The following is a 21622-nucleotide window of genomic DNA, read 5'->3' as shown; positions in this document are numbered from 1 at the left end:
GGTGGTAGTGCTGCGAAATTCAGGGACACGGCAAACTCCCCTCGGAACGGGCCGACGCTGTGGGTACGGATTCACCGCGTTGTGATGGAGCCCACGCATCTACCGTGACGCGCTGCTGCAGCGGTTCCTATCGGTCGACCGGCTAGACAGCGGATGACCGGCTGCCCCCCAATCGATGGAGCCTGGGTCCCCAATTCGGCCGGGCCGGTTGCGCTCAGTAGCGCAGCGGCAATGAGATGCGGACGTGTGTCCCGACCGGTTCATCGACGATGGTCAGCGTGCCGCCGGCGGCTTCCACCCGCGCCCGGTGCGACGCCAGGCCGATATGTCCCTGGGCGAGACGGCGTGTCGCAACCTCGCCCGATATCCCGATCCCGTCGTCTGCCACGTCGATATGAGCCACGCCGTCAATGACTTTGAGTGTCACCGAGGCCGTCCTGGCCCGCGAATGCCGGGCTACGTTGGACAACAACTCGCGAATCACGCCGAACACGATGGGGTCGATCGCGTTCGCGGCGGGGTAATCGACGTCAGCGGCGATGGAGATGCCGGAGCGGGCCGCCGTCACCGAAACCAGCTTTTCCACCCCGGCGGCCAAGCCGACCTGGTCGAGTACGGCCGGATGTAGTTCAAAGGTCGCCTCACGCAGTAGCCGTGACGCGTCATGCAGGCTGGCCAGGGCATCCTGCAACGGCGCATCCGGGGACACCTTCATGAAGTCGGCGATGTCGCGACGGGCGGCCAGTACGTCCTGCAGCGGTCCGTCATGGATGGCTTCGGAGATCTGCCGGCGCTCGAGCTCCGAGGCGGTCATCGTCTCGGCGAGCAACGCTTCGCGGGAGGTCGTCAGCTGGGCCATCTCGTCGACATGGCGGCGCCGGAAGAACACCACCAATAACGCTGTGCTGCAGACGAATCCGTACATTAACACGATCAGCGCGATGGCCGCCGGGCCCAGTCGCGGCGCGATCACAGGGTCTTGAATCACCGACGCGGCGAACACGGCGATACTGAACGCCAGCACGGTCGCCACCAGTCGCAGCGACAACTCGACCGCCACCATCCGCGGCAGCAGCGCCATCACCAGCAGCGGGATGTATCCGCCCGGCGACAGCAGCTTGAAGCCGAACACTGCGCCGACGTCGATCAACGCGAAAAGCAATATCAACTTCTCCCCGGTAACGGGCGGACGTTTCGCGGTGAAAGCCAGGATCAGCGCGCAAACTGTCACTGCCGCATAGGCGCTGAGCAGCGTGATCTGCCCGGGCCATCGGGTCGAGTTGGTGTCGAGCAGCATCGCCAGCAGCATGATGCAGAAGACGCCGACCCGCATCAAAGCCCCGGCCTGCAACGACCGCAACCGCTGTTTACGCAAGACCTGCTCGACATCTGTGCTTCTCATCGTTCACCTAACCTGCGGCGGGGTCGGCTGCGTCGTTCAGAGCACACTATCGACCGCCCGCCAGTGTTTTACCGGCGACGGCCCGTACTCCATGCGCGAATGTAGATCGTTTACGCCTGAATGGGATCCGGCGGTTGGCAGGCTAAAAGGTGGAACCGCTCTCCTCCGAACGGAGGATGGGGCGCACATGCCAATCAGATCACGCTGACGCGCGCGAGGTTGGACAGCGTCGGATAGTACACATCGCGACCCCATCCCACCGCGGGGAAAACCACGCCCTGAAATAGGCTCGGCACCTTGGCACGGGCGCGTTCGCGCCCGGTTTCGATATCGAGCACCACGACATGGTCCGCACTGCGCCGGGCGCCCGCCGCACGCAGGCGCCGGTTGCTCAATAGTGGCCCGGCCTGCATGGCCAGGCGGCGCAGGCGCGGGTCGCGCAGCCGGGGCAGCACGGTGTGAAAGTCGTTGATCACGACCTCGCCGGTGTCGGGGAAACGCAGCATGTGGCTGGCCGTGGCAAGCCGGCGCTGCCACAACGGTTGCAGACCCTCGTCGCCGAGGCGCCAGGCGGATAGGACGCCGTTGGCCGAGTCGTATCCCAACGCGATGCGGCGCGACGGGTCGTAGAGCGGCGGATTGGTCACCGCGCCACGCGCCGCGCCGCACACCTCGGTGAACTGGTAATCGATTGCGTCCGTTAGCGATACGCGAACCAGCTGATTGGCGCCCGGCGCGACGCCGGCGTCGAGCATCGAGTGGGTGTAGGTGTGTTCGCCGTTGGTGAGGAACCACAGGTGCCCGCCGTCGACGACCGGATCCCAACCGTAGCTCTGGTCAGCCCTGCCGCCGTAGCGCAGCATCCAACCGTCGTCGCGCTCGAGTCGCTGCGCCGCGGGATCCCAGAGGTAGCGGTACACCGCGGTAACACCGACGACGTAGATCGCGTGGCCGTCACTGGACAGCCGTGCGATCGTCCGCTCGGGGAGTTCAATCTCGGCGCAACGCGGTTGCAGCCGTTCGGGTTCCAGCAGCAACAGTCGCGCCCGGCGGGAATCGCCCCTCCGGTCGAAATCCTTTGTGGCGATGGTCCCGTCGGCGAGGATGACGAAAGAGTTGTAGGGCCGCGGCTGGGGTAACTCGCGCCGGGCGATCACCGAGCAGTCCGGGCCCAAGCGATGACACCAGCAGCCGAAGACCGTATATAGCGATCCGTTGGCGTGCGCCGCGAGCCCACCCGGCCAGAACGGCCCGGCGGCCAGGTCCGGTGAACGCTGCAGTGGCCGCAGCGAGTCGGGGTCAATGCGCTCGACCCATCCGGTTGACGGACTGCCCATCCGCGGCCCCAGTGTGTGCCGCAGCACGTACACCTCGCCGGGATCGCGCAGTACCACCATCGTGACCGCAAAGGCGTCACGACTTACCACTTCCAGACGCTCGCTATCGGCGATGCCGAGTCCCGGCTTACCGCAGGGCGCCTGAGCGCGGCGTGGGCCGCCGTCCTCACCAGGCCACGGACTCGGCCAGTACCCTGCCAGGGCACCGTCGCGGCTCATCGGCCCGGGCTAGACCTTCGCCAGTAGCGAAAGCAGTTCTGCGGCAAGTTGTTCGCCGCGGTCCTCCTGCACGAAGTGCGCCGCGCCCTCAATCTTTACCTGCTCGCCCGCAGACGGAATCAAATCGCAGAAGTTTTGTCCCGACTTCGGGTAGGGAAAGACAGGGTCGGTGTCGGAGAACGCAATCAGAGCCGGCTTGTTCCACCGCGACAGCGCGTCGGAGACGGCCAGCATTTCGGTGACGCCGGGGGAGTCCTCACTGATCGGTACCAGCAATGGAAATTGTGCGGCACCCGCCTTTGACTCGGTGGTGGGAAATGGCGCTTCGTAGGCCGCTAAGACTTCGTCGGAAAGCTGGGTTGTCGTGGCGCTCTGGATAACCAAGCCGACGGGTAGATCGGGGTTCTTTTCGGCGAAGTCACGCCAAGCCATAAACCCCTTCGACACCCGCCCGGTGAAGATCCCGGTATTCAAAATCATCAGCGCCTCAACACGATCGGCGTTTTCCATCGCCCAGCGCAACCCGATGGGGCCACCCCAGTCCTGCACGACAACGGCCGCGTCATGCAATTCGAGTGATCCCAGCACCTTGGCGACGATTTCGCTGTGCCGGTCGTAGGTGTACCAGCGGCGGTCCGTGGGTTTGTCAGAGCGGCCGAACCCGGCGTAGTCGGGAACGATGACGCGGTGCCCGGCCTCCACCAGCGGCGCCAGCATCTTGCGGTAGAGGTAAGCCCACGTCGGCTCGCCGTGGAAACACACCACCGGCGATCCGTCGCGCGGGCCTTCGTCCAGGTAGTGCATCCGCAACCCATCCACCTCGAGGTAGTGCGGCGCGAAGTCGTATCCCGCAAGCTGCTCGAAACGCGAATCGGGGGTGCGGAAGACCTCCTGGGCCGTGGAACTCATTGCTGCCATCTCCAATTCACTCGGCGCCGACGATGCTGCACAACGTAACGGAGCTTTGACCGACCAGTCAACTATTAGATAGGCTGCGCCAGTGCCTCGGACCTCCACTGCTCGGGATCGCATCGTGTCGACCGCGGCGCGACTGTTCCTCGAACGCAGCTACCACGACGTGGGCGTGGAGGAACTGTGTGCGGCGGCCGACGTCCGCAAGGGCAGCTTCTACCACTACTTCGCCTCTAAGGCCGACCTCGCAAAAGCGGTCATCGACCTGCATCTAGAGGTGTTTCAAACGCAGCTGGCCGGCCAGGTGGGGGTCACCCCCGCCACGCCCGCAGACCGGCTCGCGGCGGTCCCGGACGCGATCGCGGCGATACAGACCGCCCTGCACGTGCAGTTCGGACGCTTTGTGGGCTGCCCATTCGGCAACTTGGCCGCTGAGCTGTCAACCACTGACGAAGCAGTGCGCATCCACCTCGCGGCGCGGCTTGCCACGCTGGAAGGGCAGCTGGCCAAGGTTTGCCGGCAAGCCGCCGAGCAACACATGCTGCGCGACGGGGTCGACCCCGACCAGCTGGCCCACGCCCTATTCGCGCATTACCAGGGCCTGATCCTGCTCGCCAAGCTGCACGGATCGACCGTGTCGACCCTGGGACCGGCGCTGCACGACTTCGTCGACGGCTATCTAGCCGAGGAGTTCAGGGCTAAAGCTTGACCATGAGCTTGCCGACATTCTTGCCGTCGAACAGCATGTTGATCGCAGTCGGCAGCTGCTCGAAACCTTCCACCACGGTTTCCAGCGGCGTCAGTTCGCCCTTGCTGATCAAGCCGGCGATTTCGCCGATCGCCTCCGGCGCGCGGTCGAGGTGGTCCAGGACAATAAATCCCTGCACCCGCGCCCGCTGAATCAGCAGATTGCCGAACGCGCGCGGTCCCGGCGGCGGGTCTGCGTCGTTGTAGCCGGAGATCAGGCCGCACAGCGCCACCCGTGCTCGGATGTTGAGCCGGGCGAATATCGCATCCATGATGTCGCCACCGACATTCTCGAAATCGACGTCGATGCCGTTGGGCGTCGCCACGGCCAGTTGGGCGGCCCAGTCGTCGGCGCGGTGGTCGACGGCGGCGTCGAACCCGAGCTGGTCGGTCAGCAGCGCGCACTTTTCCGGGCCTCCGGCAATCCCGACCACCCGGGCGCCGGCGGCCTTGGCGAGCTGTCCGGCCACCGAGCCGACGGCGCCGGCGCCCGCCGAGACGACGACAGTCTCGCCCGGTTGCGGCTTGCCGATGTCGCGGATCCCGATCCAGGCCGTCAGCCCGGTCGTCCCGAGCGCACCCATGTATGCGCTGGGGGAGACACCCTCGGCGACATCGACCGGGAATAGCGGCATTGCATCCGAGGCGACCGCGTACTCCTGCCAGCCAACCAGGCCCTGCACCGTTTGCCCGACCACATAGTTGGGGTTCTTGGAGGCAATCACCTCGCCGAGCCCGCCCGCGCGCATCACCTCGCCGATGCCCACCGGCGGCAGGTAGGTCGGCGTTTCGTTGATCCATGCGCGGTTGGTTGGGTCGAGCGAGATCCAGTCGATGCGTACCAGCGCCTCCCCGTCGCCGATCTGGGGGATCGCCGCCTCACTGAGTTCGAAGGTTTCCGGACCGATGCGTCCGGTGGGCCGTTCACGAAGCAGGAAGCGGCGGTTCTTCTCAGGCATGACCGCACCGTACCGAACCCTGAGTTGCCTGCACAGTGGTGCTATAACGCAGGTATTTCAGACCCTGGGCACGTCATCAGCCATGTCTCCGATACGGCTCGGTGGACAGCACTGCATCGCGCCACCGAATCGGCCCGCCGCGATGCGTTGTTCAGCGACCCACTGGCGGGGCGTCTCGCGGGTGAGCACGGCCACGCCATCGTCGCCCAGGTTCCGCGCACCACCCGTAACGGTTGGTGGCTCGTCGCGCGCACCAAGATCATCGATGACACGATCGCCGAAGCGATCGCCGGCGGCTGCGACCGGGTACTGAATCTGGCCGCCGGCCTGGACACCCGGCCGTATCGCCTGAATCTCCCGGCTGACCTGCGGTGGGTGGAGGCCGATCTGCCGGCGCTGCTCGCCGAAAAGGAACAGGCACTCGCCGACCAGACGCCACGCTGTCAGTTGACCCGAACCGCAGTCGATCTGGCCGATTCAAACGCCCGCGACGCGTTCTTTGACCATGCTCTCGCCGGCGCGACCAAAGCGCTGGTACTGACCGAAGGTCTGCTGATGTACCTAGACGACAGTGACGTCGTCGCCCTCTCAACCGCGATCAAGCAACCCACGGTCGCCTGGTGGATGCTTGATCTCGCCGGCCCGGGCCTTAAGAAGATGATGAACAAGAAGATGGCCGGCATGCTGCAGAATGCGCCGTTCAAGTTCGCCCCTGAGAACGGGCTGGCATTCTTCGAAGAACTCGGATGGCGCATCGCCCAGGCCGAATCGTTGCTGGCGGCCCCCCGCCGATTTCAGCGCCTTCCGTTATCAATGCGCGCCGTATCGTGGCTGCCTGACGCCGATCCGCGCAGCCCCGGCCGCCGGCCGTGGAGTGCCGTCGCGCTACTCACTCACTAAGAGCCGAAATACGGCCGCCGCCAAGGTGAAAAGATCGACAATAAGCCGCAAACCGCGCTACGGCGGCGTCAATATGATCCGCTAGAGCTCTCGCAGCCGTGGCTTTTAGCGCATACGCGATGCGGATAAGGGCCAGATTTCAAATTCACGGCTAATTCTCATCTTTAGACACGGTTTGGTCACAGGTTTGCTGGGCATCCTACGTATACAAAGCCGAGAACATCTGGTCGTGTGGCCTTGCGCAGCAGTGCGGCTGAGTTGGGTAGTGCGAGAGGAGATGACAGTCGTGGCAAATGCATCAGGAGCGACGGTAATTGTCCTCCAATCCCACCCACTCTGGATCGCAGCACAAAAACGTGAAGAACAGCTACGCGACGAGATGAGTCGCCATCCTGCCTTTCTCGGCCGGCAACGCGCCTTGGCTATGGGTGCAGACGTGGCTGCTGGCCACCGCAGCTTCCGGGCCTGCCCGGGCGACGCTCCCGCCTAACTTCCCCTAAACAGCGACACCGCCGCGTCCCAGCGACGCGGCGGTGTGGCTATTTCTCGAACCACACCACATCCTGTTGCGCTCGGCGGCTCATAAGTACTACAGTCGTTGTGGTAGAAATTCACCACTTGACGAATTGCTATTGAAGGAGCTGGTCGGCGATGGACGAGCGATTGACCGCAGTACTTATCGTCGGAGCGGGGCCGACGGGGCTGACACTGGCAAACGAGCTGACGCGACACGGCGTCGCGGTGCGGATCATCGATCGCGAACTCGCGCCGCTGACGACGTCCCGAGCGCTCGTCGTGCAGCCGCGGACGCTGGAGATCTTCGACGACATCGGGGTAATCGACGAGGCACTTGCAGCGGGCAACCCCGCCACGTCGCTGACGATCGCCTTCCGGAACAAGAAGGTGGAACTCGACCTGGCCGGGATGTTATCCGGGCCGCAGAACTACACCTCATATCCAGCGTTGCGCACCCTCTCACAGCACGACACCGAGCGGATTCTCACCCAGTCGCTGTCCAAGCGGGGCGTCGAGATCGAGCGGGGCCGGGCGCTGATCGACTTAACGCAGAACGGCGAAACCCTGGCGGTCTCTCTGCGCGCGGCGGACGGGTCGATCGAGACCCTGCGCTGCCGATGGGTCATCGGCTGCGACGGCGCCCACAGCTCCGTGCGCAAAGCGGCCGGCATCGCGTTCACCGGCTCCACCTATCGCGACGAGTTCATCATGGCCGATGCCGAAGTCGAATGGCAGCTACCGCACGGCGGTCTGTACGGATTCCCCAGCGCGGCAGGCATTTTCGCGGCGTTCTCGATGGCAGGGGAGAACCGCTACCGCATCTTCGGCAACGTCCCATTGGGGCCGCAGGGACCGGGCGCGGAGTACAGCGAACCCACCCACGAAGAATTTCAGGCGATGCTCGACGAGCGCGTGCCCTTCCCCGCCAAGATCATCAAGGCCAACTGGGTCTCGCGTTACCGGGTGCACAGCCGTGTCGTTCCCGTCTACCGCAAGCAAAGCGTCTTCCTGGTCGGCGACGCCGCCCACGTGCACAGCCCCGCCGGGGCCCAAGGGATGAATACCGGAATCCAGGATGCGTACAACTTGGCCTGGAAGCTTGCTCTGGTGCAGCGCGGGATCGGCGACGACTCGCTACTCGACAGCTACGAGGCCGAGCGTCATCCGGTAGGCATTCAGTTGCTCAAGACCACCGACCGGCTCTTCTCGGCTTTCGTCGGCCACAACCCGCTGTCGAAGATCGCCCGCGGCTGGCTGGGCCCGCTGGTGGCCGGCCAACTGCTGGCTCGGCCATGGTTCCGCCGGTGGTTCGTTGGGCTGTTGGCGCAGTTGCGCTTGCGCTATCCGAACAGTCCGCTCAACGCCCAAGAGGGCGGCGGCTGGTCGGATGCCCCCGCGCCGGGCGACCGAGCCAGGGAAGCCGACGTGCTGGTCGGCGGGCAGCCGCAACGGCTTTACCGGACGTTGCGCGGCACGCATCACACGGTCTTGCTCTTCACCGGGCTCGACGAGCAGGCGCGCCCGGCCGTGGAACTCTGCCGGATCGCCGAACAGATCGAGCACGCCTACCCCCGACTGGTACGGGCTCGCGTGATCACCGCGGAACGTTTCGCCGATCACCCCATGGCGCTCGGCGATCCGATGCGCTCGGCGCACCGCCAATACGGCGTCGACGCGGCATGCGCGTTTGTCATCCGACCCGACGCCCATATCGGCTATCGCGGCAAGACGGTCGACGTCGATCGGCTGCTGGCCGACCTGGCTGCCCGGCTGCCAGGCGCCGGCGCACTGTCGACCGTCGGCTAAGGCCAAGGGTTCTCGCGCGCTCGTATCCTCAAGGTCAAATACACCGAGGGGAGAGCGCGCCATGTCTGAGGCACCCGCCACCACGCGCACGAGGTTTCCGGGGATCAGTTCCCGCGCGTGGGAACACCCCGCCGATCGGACCGCCCTTTCCGCGTTGCGCCGGCTGCGGGGTTTCGACCAAGTCCTCAAGCTCATGTCGGGCATGCTGCGGGAACGCCAACACCGGCTGCTGTATCTGGCCAGTGCGGCGCGCGTGGGTCCGCGTCAGTTCGCCGACCTTGACGCCTTACTCGATGAGTGCGTCGACGTACTGGACGCGCCGGAAAAGCCCGAGCTTTTCGTTACCCAATCGTCGGAAGCCAATGCCTACACGCTTGGGATGGAGCAGCCGTTCATCGTAATCACCTCCGGGCTGTATGAACTGATGAGCCATGAGGAGATGCGCTTCGTGGTGGGCCATGAGCTCGGTCACGCGCTGTCTGGTCATGCGGTCTATCGCACGATGATGATGCATCTGATGCGGCTGGCGCGGTCATTCGGCTTCCTGCCGGTGGGCGGCTGGGCGCTGCGGGCAATCGTCGCCGCACTGCTTGAATGGCAGCGCAAATCGGAATTGTCCGGAGACCGCGCCGGATTGCTGTGCGGCCAGGATGTGCACGCCGCGATCCAAGTGGAGATGAAGCTTGCCGGCGGCAACCGGCTGGACAAGCTGGACTCGGAAGCCTTCCTGGCCCAGGCCCGGGAATACGAGAAATCGGGCGACATGCGCGACGGCGTGCTCAAGCTGCTCAACCTAGAGCTGCAAACGCACCCGTTTTCGGTGCTTCGGGCGGCCGCGCTGACCCAGTGGGTGGACAGCGGCGGCTACGGCAAGGTGATGGCCGGCGACTATCCACGCCGGTCCGACGACGACAAAACCTCATTTTCCGACGACCTCGGCGATGCTGCCCGGCATTACCGCGACGGCTTCGACCAATCCGATGATCCTTTGATCAGAGGGATTCGCGACGGTCTGGGTGGCATCGTCGATGGCGTTGGACGCGCGGCTACCAGCGCGGCAGATTCGTTGGGCCGCAAGCTCAATGAGTGGCGCAGCCCCCGCCATGATGACTAGCGGCCGGAACCGACCTCGGCAGGTTTGGTGACCCATGCGGCGAACACCGGCACGCCGGCCCACGGGTCGCGGCGGTTACGTCCACCGGTCACCGCGACCACCGCGTAGGGGTGGCCGAATCGCAGCGTCGCCGAACGAGATAGTCCCGGCGTCATCATCGCGCTGCGCAGCGCGACGGCGGTAACGGCGGCGGCTTCGAATCCCCAGCGCCCGTAGCGGGCGACCGCGGCCTGTCGGGCGTCGATGTCCGGCACGCCCGGCGATTGCAAGCGCGGCGGGTCCCCACGATCAACGCACGCCCCGAGCGCGCGTCCGGCGGCGCCGAAGCCAAGGGCAGGATCGGCGGTCAGGTCGTGATCCGACGACGCCTCCCAGGCCGGCAGCACCACCCGCACCCGGTCCCCGCCGGGCCGGCGCTCCTCGGAGATCGTCCAGAACTCGCCGTCGCCCAGCGGCAGCTCCGACAGCTCGCGGCGACGCACGGTGGAACCGGTTGCCGCCCGCCGCGCAATGTCGTGGGCGGCCGCTAACACCGTCTCGAAGTCAGCGTCTTCGGCCGCGATGACCGAGGTCACCTGCAGTGAGTCGGGACCGAGCGCGGTGTGCACCCCGACGGTGCCCAACCCCGCGACGTCGGTGAAATACGCGTCGGCGTCGCCGAGCGTGAGCGCGGCGCCGACCGCTGTGCGCCATGGCGACCTGAGTTCGCCCGCGTCGATGACGTCATATGGCCGTAGCCAGGTGATCCGGGTCGCCAGTGCGCTGGCCAGCACCGCTGTCATTCCGGCAACGCCGACCGGGAACCGCTCGATCAGTCCGCCGGTTCGGTCACGCGCCCATGCATCGGCCTGCACCTGGCTGGGGACCGGCCCGGTCTGCACGGCCGCGGGAAGTGGACCGGGCCATTCTGCTACCCCCCAGACCGCCAGCGCGGCCCGAATCACACCCGGCGGGTCGGCGAGCAGTTCGTCGAGCGCCCGGCGGGCTCCCTTGGCGTCCATCCCGAGGATCTCGTCGAGTTCCGCACGTACCGAACCGCGTGCTACCGGTGCCAGCAGAGCCAGGATCAGCCATGCTCCCAGCGGCGACGACACCGAATGCACGTCGGCGTGCAGGCGGCAGAACCGGCGTGCATAACGCGCGACATGCGGTCCGACGTCCATGCTGTTCGGCTACCAGACGCGCACCCAGTCGACCAGCATCTGTGCGGGATAGGTTCCCGGGCTGGGGTCCCCACCGCCAGAACCGGCAACCGCAAGGTTCAGGATCGGAAACAGCTGGTAGCCGGGGTTGTTGAAGGGCCAATCAGCTAGCGAGTTCGCCGCGACAGTGAAGTACGGCTGCGCGCCGTCGCTGTAGTCCTGCCAGAAGCGCATCCCGGCCTCATCCCATAGAACTCGCCAGGTGTGCCAGGCGCTGTCCAGCGCCAGGTTGTGCGTCTTCCATTCCGAGCCGTTGGATTTCGCGTGCACGGTGGTGGCCGCGGGCCACTTGCCGTTGCCGTACCACTCGAGGATGTCGATTTCGCCCTGGGCATCACTGGACAGCCACCAGGCGGGCCAGCATCCGGCCGTGAGGCAGTCGAGCTTGATTCGCGCTTCCCAGGTGTGGCCGATGCCGCCCTGCCAGGGGCTGAAAATCTTGCCGCCGTAGTAGGTGTTCCCGTCCTTGGCGGCGCGAATGACCAGGTTGGAGTTGCCATCGACGAAGACGTTCTGCCGATCGTCCCGGTACTGACCGACGTGCTCGGGCAACTCCCAATACGTCGGGTCCTTGATCGTTTCGCGGGCTTTGGACACCGTCCACTTCGACGGATCGGGGGCCGAACCCGCCGGCCCGTCGAACTCGTCGTGGAAGAGGTAGTTTCCGGGCTGGCCATTGGGCACAGCACGGGCTTCCGGGATAGGAGCCGCGGCTGCCACCAGGCCGATACCCGCCATCAACAACATGCTGCGACGATCCATCTGGGGCATAAGCACCGCACCCTAGCAGCCAGGGCGGCTGTGCTGAAACCGCGAACGGCGTCACAGGACGGTGGCCGTTTCCCCGAGCCATTACCGGGGTACCTGCCCAGCCGTGACCTCTTTATGGCTTGCCGATCGCGCCAAACCGTCCTGGACCGCGAGCGCGCTCGACGACGATTCCCGCTCCGCCGACGTCATTGTGGTGGGCGCGGGCATCACCGGGCTGATGACCGCGGTCCTGTTGGCCCGGGCCGGCAAGGACGTCCTGGTACTCGAAGCGCGTACGGTGGGCGCCTGCGCAACCGGCAACACCACGGCGAAGATCAGCCTGCTGCAGGGCACCCACCTATCCAAGATCGTGGCCAAACATGGTAAGGATGCGGCACGCCAGTACGTGGCCGGAAACCGTGAAGGCATGGAGTGGGTACTGCATCACTGCGACACCCACGGGATAGCGGTACAACGCGAAGATGCCTACACCTACGCGCAATCCGCCAACGGAGTTCCTTCCGCGCGTGCCGAACTGGCTGCCTGCAAGGCGGCGGGGCTACCCGTCGAATGGGATGACGACGCCGGTGTGCCGTTTCCGTACCACGGTGGCGTGCGCCTGGCCGACCAAGCGCAGTTCGACCCAATGCCATTCCTGGACTCACTCGTCGTGGAACTGCTCGAACGCGGGGGACGACTGGTCGAACACGCCCGGGTACGAAGTGTGTCCAGTCGCGGCAGCGGCGTGCGCGCGCGTGTCAACGATGAGGCGCAGCGCGACGTAGAAGTCGGGGCCCGGCAGTTGGTTCTTGCCACCGGCGTCCCGATTCTGGACCGTGGCGGATACTTCGCCCGAGTGAAGCCCAGCCGGTCGTATTGCTTCGCTTTCAAGGTGGCCGGAAACATAACCCGGCCGATGATGATCTCCAGCGATTCGCCAACGCGCTCGGTGCGCTACGCACCGGCCGCCGACGGGGAGCGGCTGCTGGTCGGCGGCGCCGGCCACACCGTAGGTCGTAACAAGAGCCCGTCCAAGGATCTCGAGGAACTCTCCGCGTGGGCGCGAAAGCACTACCCGGGTGCGGTGCAAACACATTTCTGGTCGGCACAGGACTACACCCCGATCGACGACCTACCCTACGTGGGCCCTATTCTGCCGCGTACCGAAAGCATCTATGTGGCAACAGGTTTCAACAAATGGGGAATGACGAACGGCCCCGCGGCGGCGTTGGCGTTGTCGAGTCGCATCCTCGGCGGCCGAATGGACTGGGCCGACGCATTCGCCAGCTGGAGCCCACACGAGCTGTCCGGGTTGCCGACGGCGTTGCAGGCCAATCTGGAAGTCGGCTTCGACCTGGCCAAGGGCTGGATCACTCCGGTCACGCGCACCATGAGTCGCAGCCCTGGCTCCGACGAGGGCGGTGTTGTCAGCGGACCGCCGTGGCATCTGGAAGCCAGGAGCCGGGTCAACGGCACCGAGCACCGGGTATCGCCGGTATGCCCACACCTGGGCGGCATTGTGAACTGGAACGACGCCGACCAGGCATGGGAATGCCCGCTGCACGGATCGCGGTTCGCGCCGGACGGCACGCTGCTGGAAGGGCCCGCCACCCGCGATTTGACCGCGTCCTGACGCTTACTCCTGACGCTTACTTAGCCCGCCGCCGGCGGCCGCGCCATGAACGTCAGCCGGAACCCGTATGACGGAAGCTTGCGGCCCCGTCCAGCATTGACGAACTGCCCGAACGGCGGGGCCGTCGGCAGCCCGCTGGTAGCGCCTTCGGCTGCGGCCGGAAACGCGGCGGTGTTAGCGAGAGCCGTCACTCCCGGGTTGGTGGTGGCGCTCACCGTCCAGCTTGCAGGCACCGACAGCCCACCGAGCGGAACGGCCCTGCCCGCTGCCGCCGTCACGCCACCGACGCTGCCAGAGAGCTTGGCCGAGCCTGCGGCCTGCGCTGCGCCCTGCACCGCCTTGGCCGCCGGAGCAAGGTCGCCCAAGAATTTGGAGATGGCGGTGCTACCGCTGCCGACCTGACCGAAGGCCTGCCCCGACTGAAACACCGCCTGAATCGGTGCGACGTAAGGCGAGATGTACTTGCTATACAGCGGGACCAGGTCGTCCAACGGTGTGTTGGCCATCAACCACTGGTCGATCCCCTTGCCGTTGATGGGTGCCGACAGTGTCTTGAGCACATCAGCGACGCGGGAGTTGATCGGGTTGGCCATATTCATGATGTTCGTGTAGCCGCTGTTGTATTGGGCCTTGAAGACAGCGACGGCCTGGTCGACCAGGCCATATTGGTTCACCACCTCCGCCGGCTCAGGCAACTCCGCCAATTGGGTCGCCGCCGCCGAGTTGCCCGCATAGTTGTACATCGCCCCGGCATCCTGAGCCCAGAACTCGAAGTACTGGGCCTCGGTCGCGGCGATCGCCGCAGTGTTCTGCCCGAAGAGGTTGGTCGCGATCAACGCCGCCAGCAGTGCGCGGTTGGCCGCGATCACCGGCGGCGGGACGGTGGCTGCGAAAGCCGCCTCGTAGGCAGTCGCGGCCGCGCTCGCCTGGCTGGCGGCCTCCGCGGCCTCCACGGCGCTGCTGTCCAGCCAGGTAATGAACGGACTCGCCGCCGCAACCAGCGAGGCCGACGCCGGCCCCAGCCAGGGACCGCTGGTCAGTCCTTCAATGACCGACCGATGACCGGCCGCGGCAGCTTGAAAGTCCTCAGCCAAGCCACTCCATGCGGCGGCGGCGGCCAGCAATGGCCCCGCCCCCGGACCGGTGTAAATGCGCCCAGAGTTGATCTCGGGCGGCAACAAGCCGTAGTCGAGCATTGCTGCGTATCCGGCGCTTAACCGGCGGCTGGCGGCTTCGCCATGACGGACGGCTTGAAGCCATAGCTCGGCTGATTACGCCCGTAGCCGCCGTTTAGGAACTGCCCGAACGGCGGAGCCATCGGAAAACTGTTGCCCTCGGCGGCGGCCGGAATCGCGCTGGCCAGTCCAGGATCGGTGGTCGCGTGCCACGGCACCCAGCTTGCCGGCGCCGACAAGCCCCCGATCGGGAGCGCCTTGCCCAGACCCGCTGCCACACCTCCGACGCTGCCGCCCAGGTTGCTCCCGGCGTTGGCCGCGGCGGCCCCGGCCGCGGACGCCGCGCCTTCGACCGCCTTGGCCGCCGAAGCCGCGGGCTTCGCGAAGTTGGCCATGGCGACAAGCCCGTTGCTGACCTGTCCGAAGGACTGCGTCGACTGGATCATCGCCGCGCAGGAATTGAGGTAGGGGGAGAGGTATTTGCTGTAGAGCGAAACGATGTCGTCCAGCGGTGTGTTGGCCACCAGCCATTGGTCGATCACCTGGCCGTTGATGGGCGCCGATAGCGTCTTGAGCACGTCGGACACCCTCGCGTTGATCGGATTCGCCACGTTCATGATGTTCGTGTAACCGGTGTTGTACCCGGCCTTGAAAACCGCGATGGCCTGGTCGGCCACTCCCGACGGATTCGCCACTTCGGCGGGCGCCGGCTGCTCCGCCAACTGCGTCGCCGCTGCCGACCGGCTCGCGTAGTTAAACATCGCACCCGAATCCTGAGCCCAGAATTCGGCGTATTGCGCCTCGAGTTGGCCGATCGCCTGACTGTTCTGGCCAAGGAGGTTGGTCGCTGTCAACTCCGCCAGCAGTGCCCGGTTGGCGGCGATCACCGGCGGCGGAACCGAAGCCGCGAACGCCGCCTCGTAGGCGGTCGCAGCGTTGCCCGCCTGGCTCGCCACCTCAGCGGCCTGTTCGGCGCTGGTGCTCAGCCAGGTAATGAACGGCGACACGGCCGAAACCAGCTGTGCTGCTGCCGGCCCCAACCACGGCCCGCTGGTCAGCGCTTCGATAACCGAGCGATGCCCCGCTGCGGCTTCCTGCAGATCAGCGGCCAAATTGCTCCACGCCGCCGCGGCGGCTACCAGCGAGCCCGGCCCCGGTCCGCTGTATATGCGCGCGGAGTTGATCTCGGGAGCCAATAACCCGTAGTCGACCACGTTTGCCTACTCCTCTTGGGTTTCCTGGATTCCTTGGTTTCCGGGTCCGCTCAACCCGCCGATGCTGCGTTGGCCGCCTCGGTCTCGGCATAGGAGTTCGCACTTGTCGCCAGCGTCGCCGCCAGCGTCGCCTGAATCCTGGAGGCTTGCGCGCTCAATTCCTGGAACCGCTGACCGTGCGTGGCGAACCGTGCTGCCGTCAGTACTGAAACCTCATCGATAGCCGCGGGAACGACGCCGGTTATGGGTCCGGCAGCGGCCGCGTTGCCGACGTGCAACGCCGCACCAAGTGACTGCAGGTTGCTGGCCGCGGCTGCCAGGTGCTCTGGATACGTGCGTACAAAAGACATTGGATTCCCCTCCCAGGAAACGGCACTGGCCCGAACACCGCGATGTGTTCGCTTGCCAGGAACGCTATAAAGGGGGTTACCCGGGTTCAATACAGCTGACCACTCGGAATGGACGCTGATCTTGACGTTTCCCCAACATTCAGGCTGATTTTAATCACAGGACCTTCACAGGAATTCTTCAAGTTCTATTCATTTAATATGTGCACGCCGCGAATGCGGGAGCGTGCGGCCGATTGCCTTCGGCCGGCCCGGCCGGCGAACCTGGCGCTGCCGCGCCGCCGCAGCAGAACACCCGACCATGGTCACATCTATGGCTCTCGAACTGCCGTTATCGGGATCGCGCACACTCCGGGCGGTGAGCATGTTCGCGATCGCGTGGCCGGTTTGGCGACATTGCCACCGCTAGTACGACAACACATCGCTTTAGGCACGAAAAGACGTCAGGAAAGCACCAAGACAGGCTCGAACGTCCGCGTTCTTATCACTATTCGCGCCATTTCAACAGATTATTGTTCACCCAGAGTTAATCGTTCAACTCGCCTTATTAATTCACCAAGAAGCGATGGCCGCGACGCTCGCAGGCTGAATTAATTTCAGCTTGAACATATGACTTGCGTATGGGCCGACAAGTGCTTCTGGCGCTGCCAGAATAACCTGCACGCTAAGTTTATGAGCATCCCGTAAGTCGTTGCCAGTGGGCTGGACGCAGACCGAGGCGGGGTGGGCAACCGGTTTATTGGCCCAGGTGTGGCGGCACTGTGACCGTCCCGCGACCAGGACCGGGGACGCTCATCTGCATGGCAGCGCTTGCGGTGATGGCCGCGATGGTGACCGCACTGTGCGTCGGCTACTACGCAGGCCGGCGTGCCGGCTCGCCGGCTTCGACCCGCAAGAGGCGCTCGCGTCGCGTGGCGCTGGGCAGATTCGCCGTCAGCGTGATCGTGGTGATGGTCAGCCGCCGTATCCGGCGGCAACTGAAAATCGTTGAACCGTCTCTATTTCAGCGGGTTCGCCGGCGCCAGCGCAGGCCGATGACCCGATGGGCGGCGCTGACGCGCGCGTGAACGACTACAGCTTGCCGGCGACGAAGTCGGCAGCCTGGTTCGCCATACCCGCCTGCACGTACGCATTGGCGAGATGTTGCGGCCAGTTCTCTTTCCAGGTGTTGGGATCGGCGGGGTTACAGACGGGATCGGCCCCATGGCACAACTCGATGGTCCGGTCGTTGTAAATCGGATTGAAGTTGGTGATGGGACCCACCCATTGGCTTCCGTTACCGAACAGCGCGACCGCCGCGATGTGCTGGTCGATGCCTCCGGGCAGGGGACTGTCAAAGCCGAAGGCGGACATGGGGACTGCCAGCACGACATCGGTGACCGCCGCACCGAGCGAGTAACCGCCCAACACCATCTTGGTATCCGGACAGTTGTTGGCCATGTTCTGAACGTGTCGGCTCATGTCGTTGGCGCCGACGTCGACTTCGGTGTCTGCGGGGTATTTCACCGCGTATGTACCCATGCTCCGGCCCCCGATCTTGGAGCTGAGCGAGTTGATGAAGGCGTTGCCGAGCACGCCCGTCCCCGGCGATTCATAACGGCCGCGGGCGAAGACGACCTCCACCTGCGGACAGTTCGCTGCGGTGGCCGACGGTGGGCCGGCTGGGACGCCGGGCGGCAGCACCGCCGCCGCCACCGTCAGCGTGGCCGCGATTGGGGTCGCCACCAGGCAAGTACTCAGCGATTTACCGACAAGCGAAGCGCGCACACGAAGATGTTAGCCATTCGCGGGGCGCCCGTTGAGTGGGTTGGAAAATCAGGTGCAGCCGTTAACCAGATGGCAACGACTCGTCTAGGGCTCAGTGGCGGGTTCGATGATGCGGGTTTTGGCGTCGGCGGTCGCCTTTGGATCGCGCCGGTGCACTCTGGTTGCGGTAAGGCATCACCTCGAAATGGAGAGCAGCGATGGATGCGATAGAGACGATTGCGACCATGCCGCGTGGCGGGCCCGACGCATCATGGCTGGATCGTCGCTTTCAAACCGATGCGCTCGAGTACCTCGACCGCGACGATGTGGCCGACGAGACCAAGCAGAAGGTCATCCGGATGCTCGACCGCATCGGCACCAGGACCAAACAGCACGATATCTATGCAAGCCTGGCGCGTGCGGTCGTATCCGAGGTCCCCAGTCCGCGGATCCTGGAAATAGGCGCTGGCCACGGCAAGCTTTCGGCGAAGATCCTTGAACTAATCCCAACGGCGGCGGTCACGGTAAGCGATGTGGATCCGACCTCTGTTGCCAACATCGCCGCCGGCGAGCTGGGCACGAACCCACGCGTGCGCACCCAGGTGATCGACGCGACCTCGATCGACGCCGAAGACGATAGCTATGACCTGGTGGTGTTTGCGCTGGCGTTTCATCATCTGCCGCCTGCGGTCGCCTACCGGGCCATCGCGGAGGCCACCAGGGTCGGGAAGCGCTTTCTGGTCATCGACCTCAAACGGCGCACGCCTTTGCGACTGACGTTGTCGGTACTACTGATGCTGCCGCCACAGCTGATATTCGCGGTGGCTTCGTCGTCGATGCGGCTCGTCATACATGACGGTGTCATTAGCGCGCTGCGTGCCTACAGTGCCTCAGCGTTCGAGACATTAGGCCGCGCTGTCGATCCTGAGATGAACATCGAATTTGAACCAGTGGGGATCCGATTCCCACCCTCGATCGCGGTCGTGTTTTCCCGTTCCCGCCGAACCAGGCATGGCTGATGGTCCGCAGCTGGCAGCGCTTGCGGGCAAAGGCCGTCAAACCGCGAAGGCCGTAAGACCGCGCACCCAGCCAGGCCGCGTCAGCGAATGTAGGCATTGCGACGACATCGTCGCTGCCGGATTGACATACTTGGCCAATGGTCGACCGCGACGCAGCTGGCATGGAGTTTCTTCGCGGAGCCGGTCGGATTGCCATGGCACACAGAGGATTTACCGCGTTCAAGGTACCAATGAACAGCATGGCCGCGTTCCAGGAAGCCGTCAACCTCGGACTCCGTTACATCGAGACGGACGTGCGGGGGACTAGGGATGGAGTGGCAGTGATCCTGCATGACCGGATGCTGCGGCCCACCTGGGGTGTCTCCGGCGCGATCGACCAGTTGAACTGGTCAAGTGCGCGGCGCGCCGATCTGGGGGCGGGAGAGCCGATCCCGACTCTGGAAGAGCTGCTCGCCGCGTTTCCCGACATGCGAATCAACATCGATATCAAAGCCGAGCCGGCCATCGAACCGACCGTCGATGTCATCGAGCGGCTCAACGCACACAACCGCGTGCTCGTCACGTCCTTCTCCGATCGCCGCCGACGGCGTGCGCTGCGGCTACTGTCCAAGCCGGTGGCCACTTCGGCCGGCACCGGAGCGTTCGTCGGGTGTCTGGCGGCGAAAAGCCCTGCCAGCCGGGCCTATGCATGGCGGGTGCTGCGCGACAGCCATTGCCTACAACTGCCGCCGCGGTTGGGCCGGGTCCGGGTCATCTCGCCGGGGCTGGTTCGTGCCGCTCATGCCTCGGGCCGCCAGGTGCACGCCTGGACGGTCGATGACCCCGAGGTCATGCACATGCTGCTCGATATGGGCGTCGACGGCATCATCACCGATCGCTCCGATCTGCTCCGGGATGTGCTGATCGCCCGTAACGAGTGGTGGGCCTGAGACCCGGGCCCTTGCTACCATCGCGCCGTGCACGATTCGGCTGCACGGGGTGGACGCGTTTCCCGGCGCGATGCCCTCAAATACGCCCTCACGCCGGTCCTCATCGGTGCAGCGCCGCTGGTGTTCGACGGGAGGCGGGCAGCCGCCGCCGATATGCGGCTGATCGATTTCGCCGAGCGCAGGATCCCGCCCGATGAAATCAAGGCGGCCGGCTACGACGGCGTCGTCAACTACGTGTCCGAATCGCGGCCCGGCGCCGACTTCGAGGCAAAGCCCATCACCCGCCAGTACGCGGACGCGCTGCGCGCGGCGGGTCTGCACATCGTCAGCAATTTCCAGTACGGCAAACCCGGTTGGTCCGCGCCGTCGGACTTCACCCGCGGCTACGACGGCGGTGTCGCCGACGCTGCGACGGCGCTGCGGCTGCACGCTGCGGCCGGCGGTTCGGGTTCGGCCCCGATCTTCTTCAGTGTCGACGACAACATCGACCTCAACACCTGGAACGGCTCTGCCCTCGACTGGTTTCGCGGCATCAACTCGGTACTGGGCGTAGCGCGAACCGGCATCTACGGGCATTCCCAAGCCTGCGCGTGGGCGATCAAGGACGGCGTGATCGGCCACTCGAGCAGCGCCGGGCATCGCTGGGCCTGGCAGACCAGGTCGTGGTCCAACGGTCAGCGCGAGCCCGCCGCGGTGCTCTACCAGGAGATCGTCAACACCGCGGCCAACCCGGGCCCGCTGCTGGGCGGGATACACGTGGATGTCGACGAGGTCTTGGCGGCCGATTTCGGCCAGTGGGATCTCGATCGCTGATCTGCACGGTGATGGATCAGGTTCATTGGACGCCGTCTGGGGTACGGCTGCGCCGACGAGCGGGCCGTCCGGGAAAGCTGAACTGGCTGTTCCTGCCCGGGGGCCCGGGCATCGGTTCGGAAAGTCTGCACGAGCTGGTGGACACCGTCGAGGTGGCGGGGGACTGCTGGCTGGTCGACCTGCCCGGTGACGGCTCGAACGTCGACGCGCCCGGTGCACCCGCAGATCCCTATCGCTTGTGGCCGCAGGTGCTGCTCGAGGCGGCCGACGCCGTCGGGTGTCCGGTTTATGTCGGGCACTCCACCGGCGGCGAGTATCTGCTCTCCACTCCGGCGCTGGCCGCGCGGCTGGCAGGGCTGGCACTGATCAGCAGCGCGCCAGACGCGTCGTGGCTGCCAGTGTGGCAGGAGACGATGCGCAACGACCCCTTGCCGGCCGTCGAGCTGGCCGGCAGCCGCTACGAATCCGACCCGACGAATGACAATTTGCGCGCCGTCGCTGTCGCCTCAGCGCCGTGGAATTTCACCGACCGTGGCGTCGCGCGGGGCGCAGACCTGTTGGCACGCATGCCTTACAACAGCGACGCCGCGCGATGGTCCGACGCGAATTTCGACCATGCTTACGAATTTGCTTGGTGGCCAACGATATTGCCGACTCTGATCGTTAGCGGAGCCGCGGACCGTGTGGTGACCCAGGCGCTATGGGAATCCCAGCGGTTCTCCACACCGAACGTGATCAGGCGGGTCATAGCTGACGCCGGCCATTTTCCCTGGATCGAACAACCGGCCGCGGTGCGGGATGCGTTCGCTGAACTCGCGCAACGAATTTCGGCACACCGCGACCTGGAGTGAGTCACGGCTGCGACAAGCGGTTGATCTCGCG

General features: G+C 65.3%; 20 protein-coding genes. 10 read left to right on the top strand and 10 right to left on the bottom strand.

The window, feature by feature from the left end; translation table 11 throughout:
• Positions 1-214 precede the first annotated feature (214 nt).
• The 3 genes from AWC27_RS19470 to AWC27_RS19460 form a co-directional block, all read right to left on the bottom strand.
• Positions 215-1402 (bottom strand): sensor histidine kinase, encoded by a 1188-nt coding sequence (locus AWC27_RS19470; protein WP_085671987.1) that lies wholly within the window; start codon positions 1400-1402, stop codon positions 215-217.
• 194 nt (positions 1403-1596) lie between these two features.
• Positions 1597-2958 (bottom strand): hypothetical protein, encoded by a 1362-nt coding sequence (locus AWC27_RS19465; protein WP_085671986.1) that lies wholly within the window; start codon positions 2956-2958, stop codon positions 1597-1599.
• Between the two features lie 9 nt (positions 2959-2967).
• Positions 2968-3867: a haloalkane dehalogenase gene (locus AWC27_RS19460; protein ID WP_085671985.1), complete on the bottom strand. Its 900-nt coding sequence runs from the start codon at positions 3865-3867 to the stop codon at positions 2968-2970.
• Between the two features lie 91 nt (positions 3868-3958).
• Here AWC27_RS19460 and AWC27_RS19455 point away from each other — a divergent pair, with 91 nt between their 5' ends.
• On the top strand, positions 3959-4579 hold the full coding sequence (locus AWC27_RS19455; protein ID WP_085671984.1) for a TetR/AcrR family transcriptional regulator: 621 nt from the start codon (positions 3959-3961) through the stop codon (positions 4577-4579).
• Here AWC27_RS19455 and AWC27_RS19450 read toward each other — a convergent pair.
• Positions 4569-5576, bottom strand: coding sequence for an NADP-dependent oxidoreductase (locus AWC27_RS19450; RefSeq protein ID WP_085671983.1), 1008 nt, complete (start codon positions 5574-5576; stop codon positions 4569-4571). The two genes, AWC27_RS19455 and AWC27_RS19450, sit on opposite strands and share 11 nt — an antisense overlap.
• 54 nt (positions 5577-5630) lie before the next feature.
• Between AWC27_RS19450 and AWC27_RS19445 the strand changes: the two genes are divergently transcribed.
• The 3 genes from AWC27_RS19445 (at position 5631) to AWC27_RS19430 (ending at position 9912) form a co-directional block, all read left to right on the top strand.
• Complete coding sequence (locus AWC27_RS19445) at positions 5631-6476, top strand: class I SAM-dependent methyltransferase (protein ID WP_085672004.1); 846 nt, start codon at positions 5631-5633, stop codon at positions 6474-6476.
• Between the two features lie 651 nt (positions 6477-7127).
• A complete protein-coding gene (locus AWC27_RS19435) occupies positions 7128-8798 on the top strand; it encodes an FAD-dependent monooxygenase (protein ID WP_085671982.1) in 1671 nt (556 codons plus the stop codon).
• Between the two features lie 61 nt (positions 8799-8859).
• Complete coding sequence (locus AWC27_RS19430) at positions 8860-9912, top strand: M48 family metallopeptidase (protein WP_085671981.1); 1053 nt, start codon at positions 8860-8862, stop codon at positions 9910-9912.
• Here the strand turns inward: AWC27_RS19430 and AWC27_RS19425 are convergent.
• On the bottom strand, positions 9909-11075 hold the full coding sequence (locus AWC27_RS19425; RefSeq protein WP_085671980.1) for a serpin family protein: 1167 nt from the start codon (positions 11073-11075) through the stop codon (positions 9909-9911). The two genes, AWC27_RS19430 and AWC27_RS19425, sit on opposite strands and share 4 nt — an antisense overlap.
• A gap of 9 nt (positions 11076-11084) precedes the next feature.
• Entirely contained in the window at positions 11085-11885 is an 801-nt protein-coding gene (locus AWC27_RS19420) for a glycoside hydrolase family 16 protein (protein ID WP_085671979.1), read from the bottom strand.
• A 103-nt stretch (positions 11886-11988) separates the two neighbouring features.
• On the opposite strand from AWC27_RS19420, the gene AWC27_RS19415 reads away from it, so the two are divergent.
• Positions 11989-13497, top strand: a complete 1509-nt coding sequence (locus tag AWC27_RS19415) for an FAD-dependent oxidoreductase (RefSeq protein ID WP_085671978.1) — start codon at positions 11989-11991, stop codon at positions 13495-13497.
• A gap of 20 nt (positions 13498-13517) precedes the next feature.
• Here AWC27_RS19415 and AWC27_RS32840 read toward each other — a convergent pair whose 3' ends face one another.
• The 3 genes from AWC27_RS32840 to AWC27_RS19400 are packed head-to-tail and all read right to left on the bottom strand — an operon-like array spanning position 13518 to position 16236.
• Complete coding sequence (locus AWC27_RS32840; RefSeq protein ID WP_085671977.1) at positions 13518-14693, bottom strand: PPE family protein; 1176 nt, start codon at positions 14691-14693, stop codon at positions 13518-13520.
• Positions 14694-14710: 17 nt separating this feature from the next.
• Positions 14711-15886 (bottom strand): PPE family protein, encoded by a 1176-nt coding sequence (locus AWC27_RS19405; RefSeq protein WP_085671976.1) that lies wholly within the window; start codon positions 15884-15886, stop codon positions 14711-14713.
• Positions 15887-15936: 50 nt separating this feature from the next.
• Positions 15937-16236, bottom strand: coding sequence for a PE family protein (locus tag AWC27_RS19400; protein WP_085671975.1), 300 nt, complete (start codon positions 16234-16236; stop codon positions 15937-15939).
• 797 nt (positions 16237-17033) lie between these two features.
• Between AWC27_RS19400 and AWC27_RS19395 the strand changes: the two genes are divergently transcribed.
• Positions 17034-17300, top strand: coding sequence for a hypothetical protein (locus AWC27_RS19395; protein ID WP_085671974.1), 267 nt, complete (start codon positions 17034-17036; stop codon positions 17298-17300).
• Between the two features lie 4 nt (positions 17301-17304).
• On the opposite strand, the gene AWC27_RS19390 is transcribed toward AWC27_RS19395, so the two are convergent.
• Complete coding sequence (locus AWC27_RS19390; RefSeq protein WP_085671973.1) at positions 17305-18000, bottom strand: cutinase family protein; 696 nt, start codon at positions 17998-18000, stop codon at positions 17305-17307.
• 197 nt (positions 18001-18197) lie between these two features.
• On the opposite strand from AWC27_RS19390, the gene AWC27_RS19385 reads away from it, so the two are divergent.
• The 4 genes from AWC27_RS19385 (at position 18198) to AWC27_RS19370 (ending at position 21591) form a co-directional block, all read left to right on the top strand.
• Positions 18198-18998, top strand: coding sequence for a class I SAM-dependent methyltransferase (locus tag AWC27_RS19385; protein ID WP_085671972.1), 801 nt, complete (start codon positions 18198-18200; stop codon positions 18996-18998).
• A gap of 161 nt (positions 18999-19159) precedes the next feature.
• On the top strand, positions 19160-19927 hold the full coding sequence (locus AWC27_RS19380) for a glycerophosphodiester phosphodiesterase family protein (RefSeq protein ID WP_085672002.1): 768 nt from the start codon (positions 19160-19162) through the stop codon (positions 19925-19927).
• Between the two features lie 27 nt (positions 19928-19954).
• Complete coding sequence (locus tag AWC27_RS19375) at positions 19955-20740, top strand: DUF1906 domain-containing protein (protein ID WP_085671971.1); 786 nt, start codon at positions 19955-19957, stop codon at positions 20738-20740.
• An 11-nt stretch (positions 20741-20751) separates the two neighbouring features.
• Entirely contained in the window at positions 20752-21591 is an 840-nt protein-coding gene (locus AWC27_RS19370; RefSeq protein ID WP_085672001.1) for an alpha/beta fold hydrolase, read from the top strand.
• Positions 21592-21622: the final 31 nt, after the last annotated feature.

The organism is Mycobacterium szulgai (assembly GCF_002116635.1).
Classification (GTDB): domain Bacteria; phylum Actinomycetota; class Actinomycetes; order Mycobacteriales; family Mycobacteriaceae; genus Mycobacterium; species Mycobacterium szulgai.
The sequence above is the reverse complement of the archived record's forward strand: the minus strand, read 5'-3'. Positions and strand labels throughout refer to the sequence as shown.

Excerpts from the sequence above, each read along its gene's own strand:
- AWC27_RS19385 (WP_085671972.1), top strand. The coding sequence starts at position 18,198 with ATGGATGCGATAGAGACGATTGCGACCATGCCGCGTGGCGGGCCCGAC.
- AWC27_RS19430 (WP_085671981.1), top strand. The coding sequence starts at position 8,860 with ATGTCTGAGGCACCCGCCACCACGCGCACGAGGTTTCCGGGGATCAGT.
- AWC27_RS19465 (WP_085671986.1), bottom strand. The coding sequence starts at position 2,958 with ATGAGCCGCGACGGTGCCCTGGCAGGGTACTGGCCGAGTCCGTGGCCT.
- AWC27_RS19460 (WP_085671985.1), bottom strand. The coding sequence starts at position 3,867 with ATGAGTTCCACGGCCCAGGAGGTCTTCCGCACCCCCGATTCGCGTTTC.
- AWC27_RS19470 (WP_085671987.1), bottom strand. The coding sequence starts at position 1,402 with ATGAGAAGCACAGATGTCGAGCAGGTCTTGCGTAAACAGCGGTTGCGG.
- AWC27_RS19425 (WP_085671980.1), bottom strand. The coding sequence starts at position 11,075 with ATGGACGTCGGACCGCATGTCGCGCGTTATGCACGCCGGTTCTGCCGC.
- AWC27_RS32840 (WP_085671977.1), bottom strand. The coding sequence starts at position 14,693 with ATGCTCGACTACGGCTTGTTGCCGCCCGAGATCAACTCTGGGCGCATT.
- AWC27_RS19370 (WP_085672001.1), top strand. The coding sequence starts at position 20,752 with ATGGATCAGGTTCATTGGACGCCGTCTGGGGTACGGCTGCGCCGACGA.
- AWC27_RS19395 (WP_085671974.1), top strand. The coding sequence starts at position 17,034 with ATGGCAGCGCTTGCGGTGATGGCCGCGATGGTGACCGCACTGTGCGTC.
- AWC27_RS19450 (WP_085671983.1), bottom strand. The coding sequence starts at position 5,576 with ATGCCTGAGAAGAACCGCCGCTTCCTGCTTCGTGAACGGCCCACCGGA.
- AWC27_RS19435 (WP_085671982.1), top strand. The coding sequence starts at position 7,128 with ATGGACGAGCGATTGACCGCAGTACTTATCGTCGGAGCGGGGCCGACG.
- AWC27_RS19400 (WP_085671975.1), bottom strand. The coding sequence starts at position 16,236 with ATGTCTTTTGTACGCACGTATCCAGAGCACCTGGCAGCCGCGGCCAGC.
- AWC27_RS19420 (WP_085671979.1), bottom strand. The coding sequence starts at position 11,885 with ATGCCCCAGATGGATCGTCGCAGCATGTTGTTGATGGCGGGTATCGGC.
- AWC27_RS19380 (WP_085672002.1), top strand. The coding sequence starts at position 19,160 with ATGGAGTTTCTTCGCGGAGCCGGTCGGATTGCCATGGCACACAGAGGA.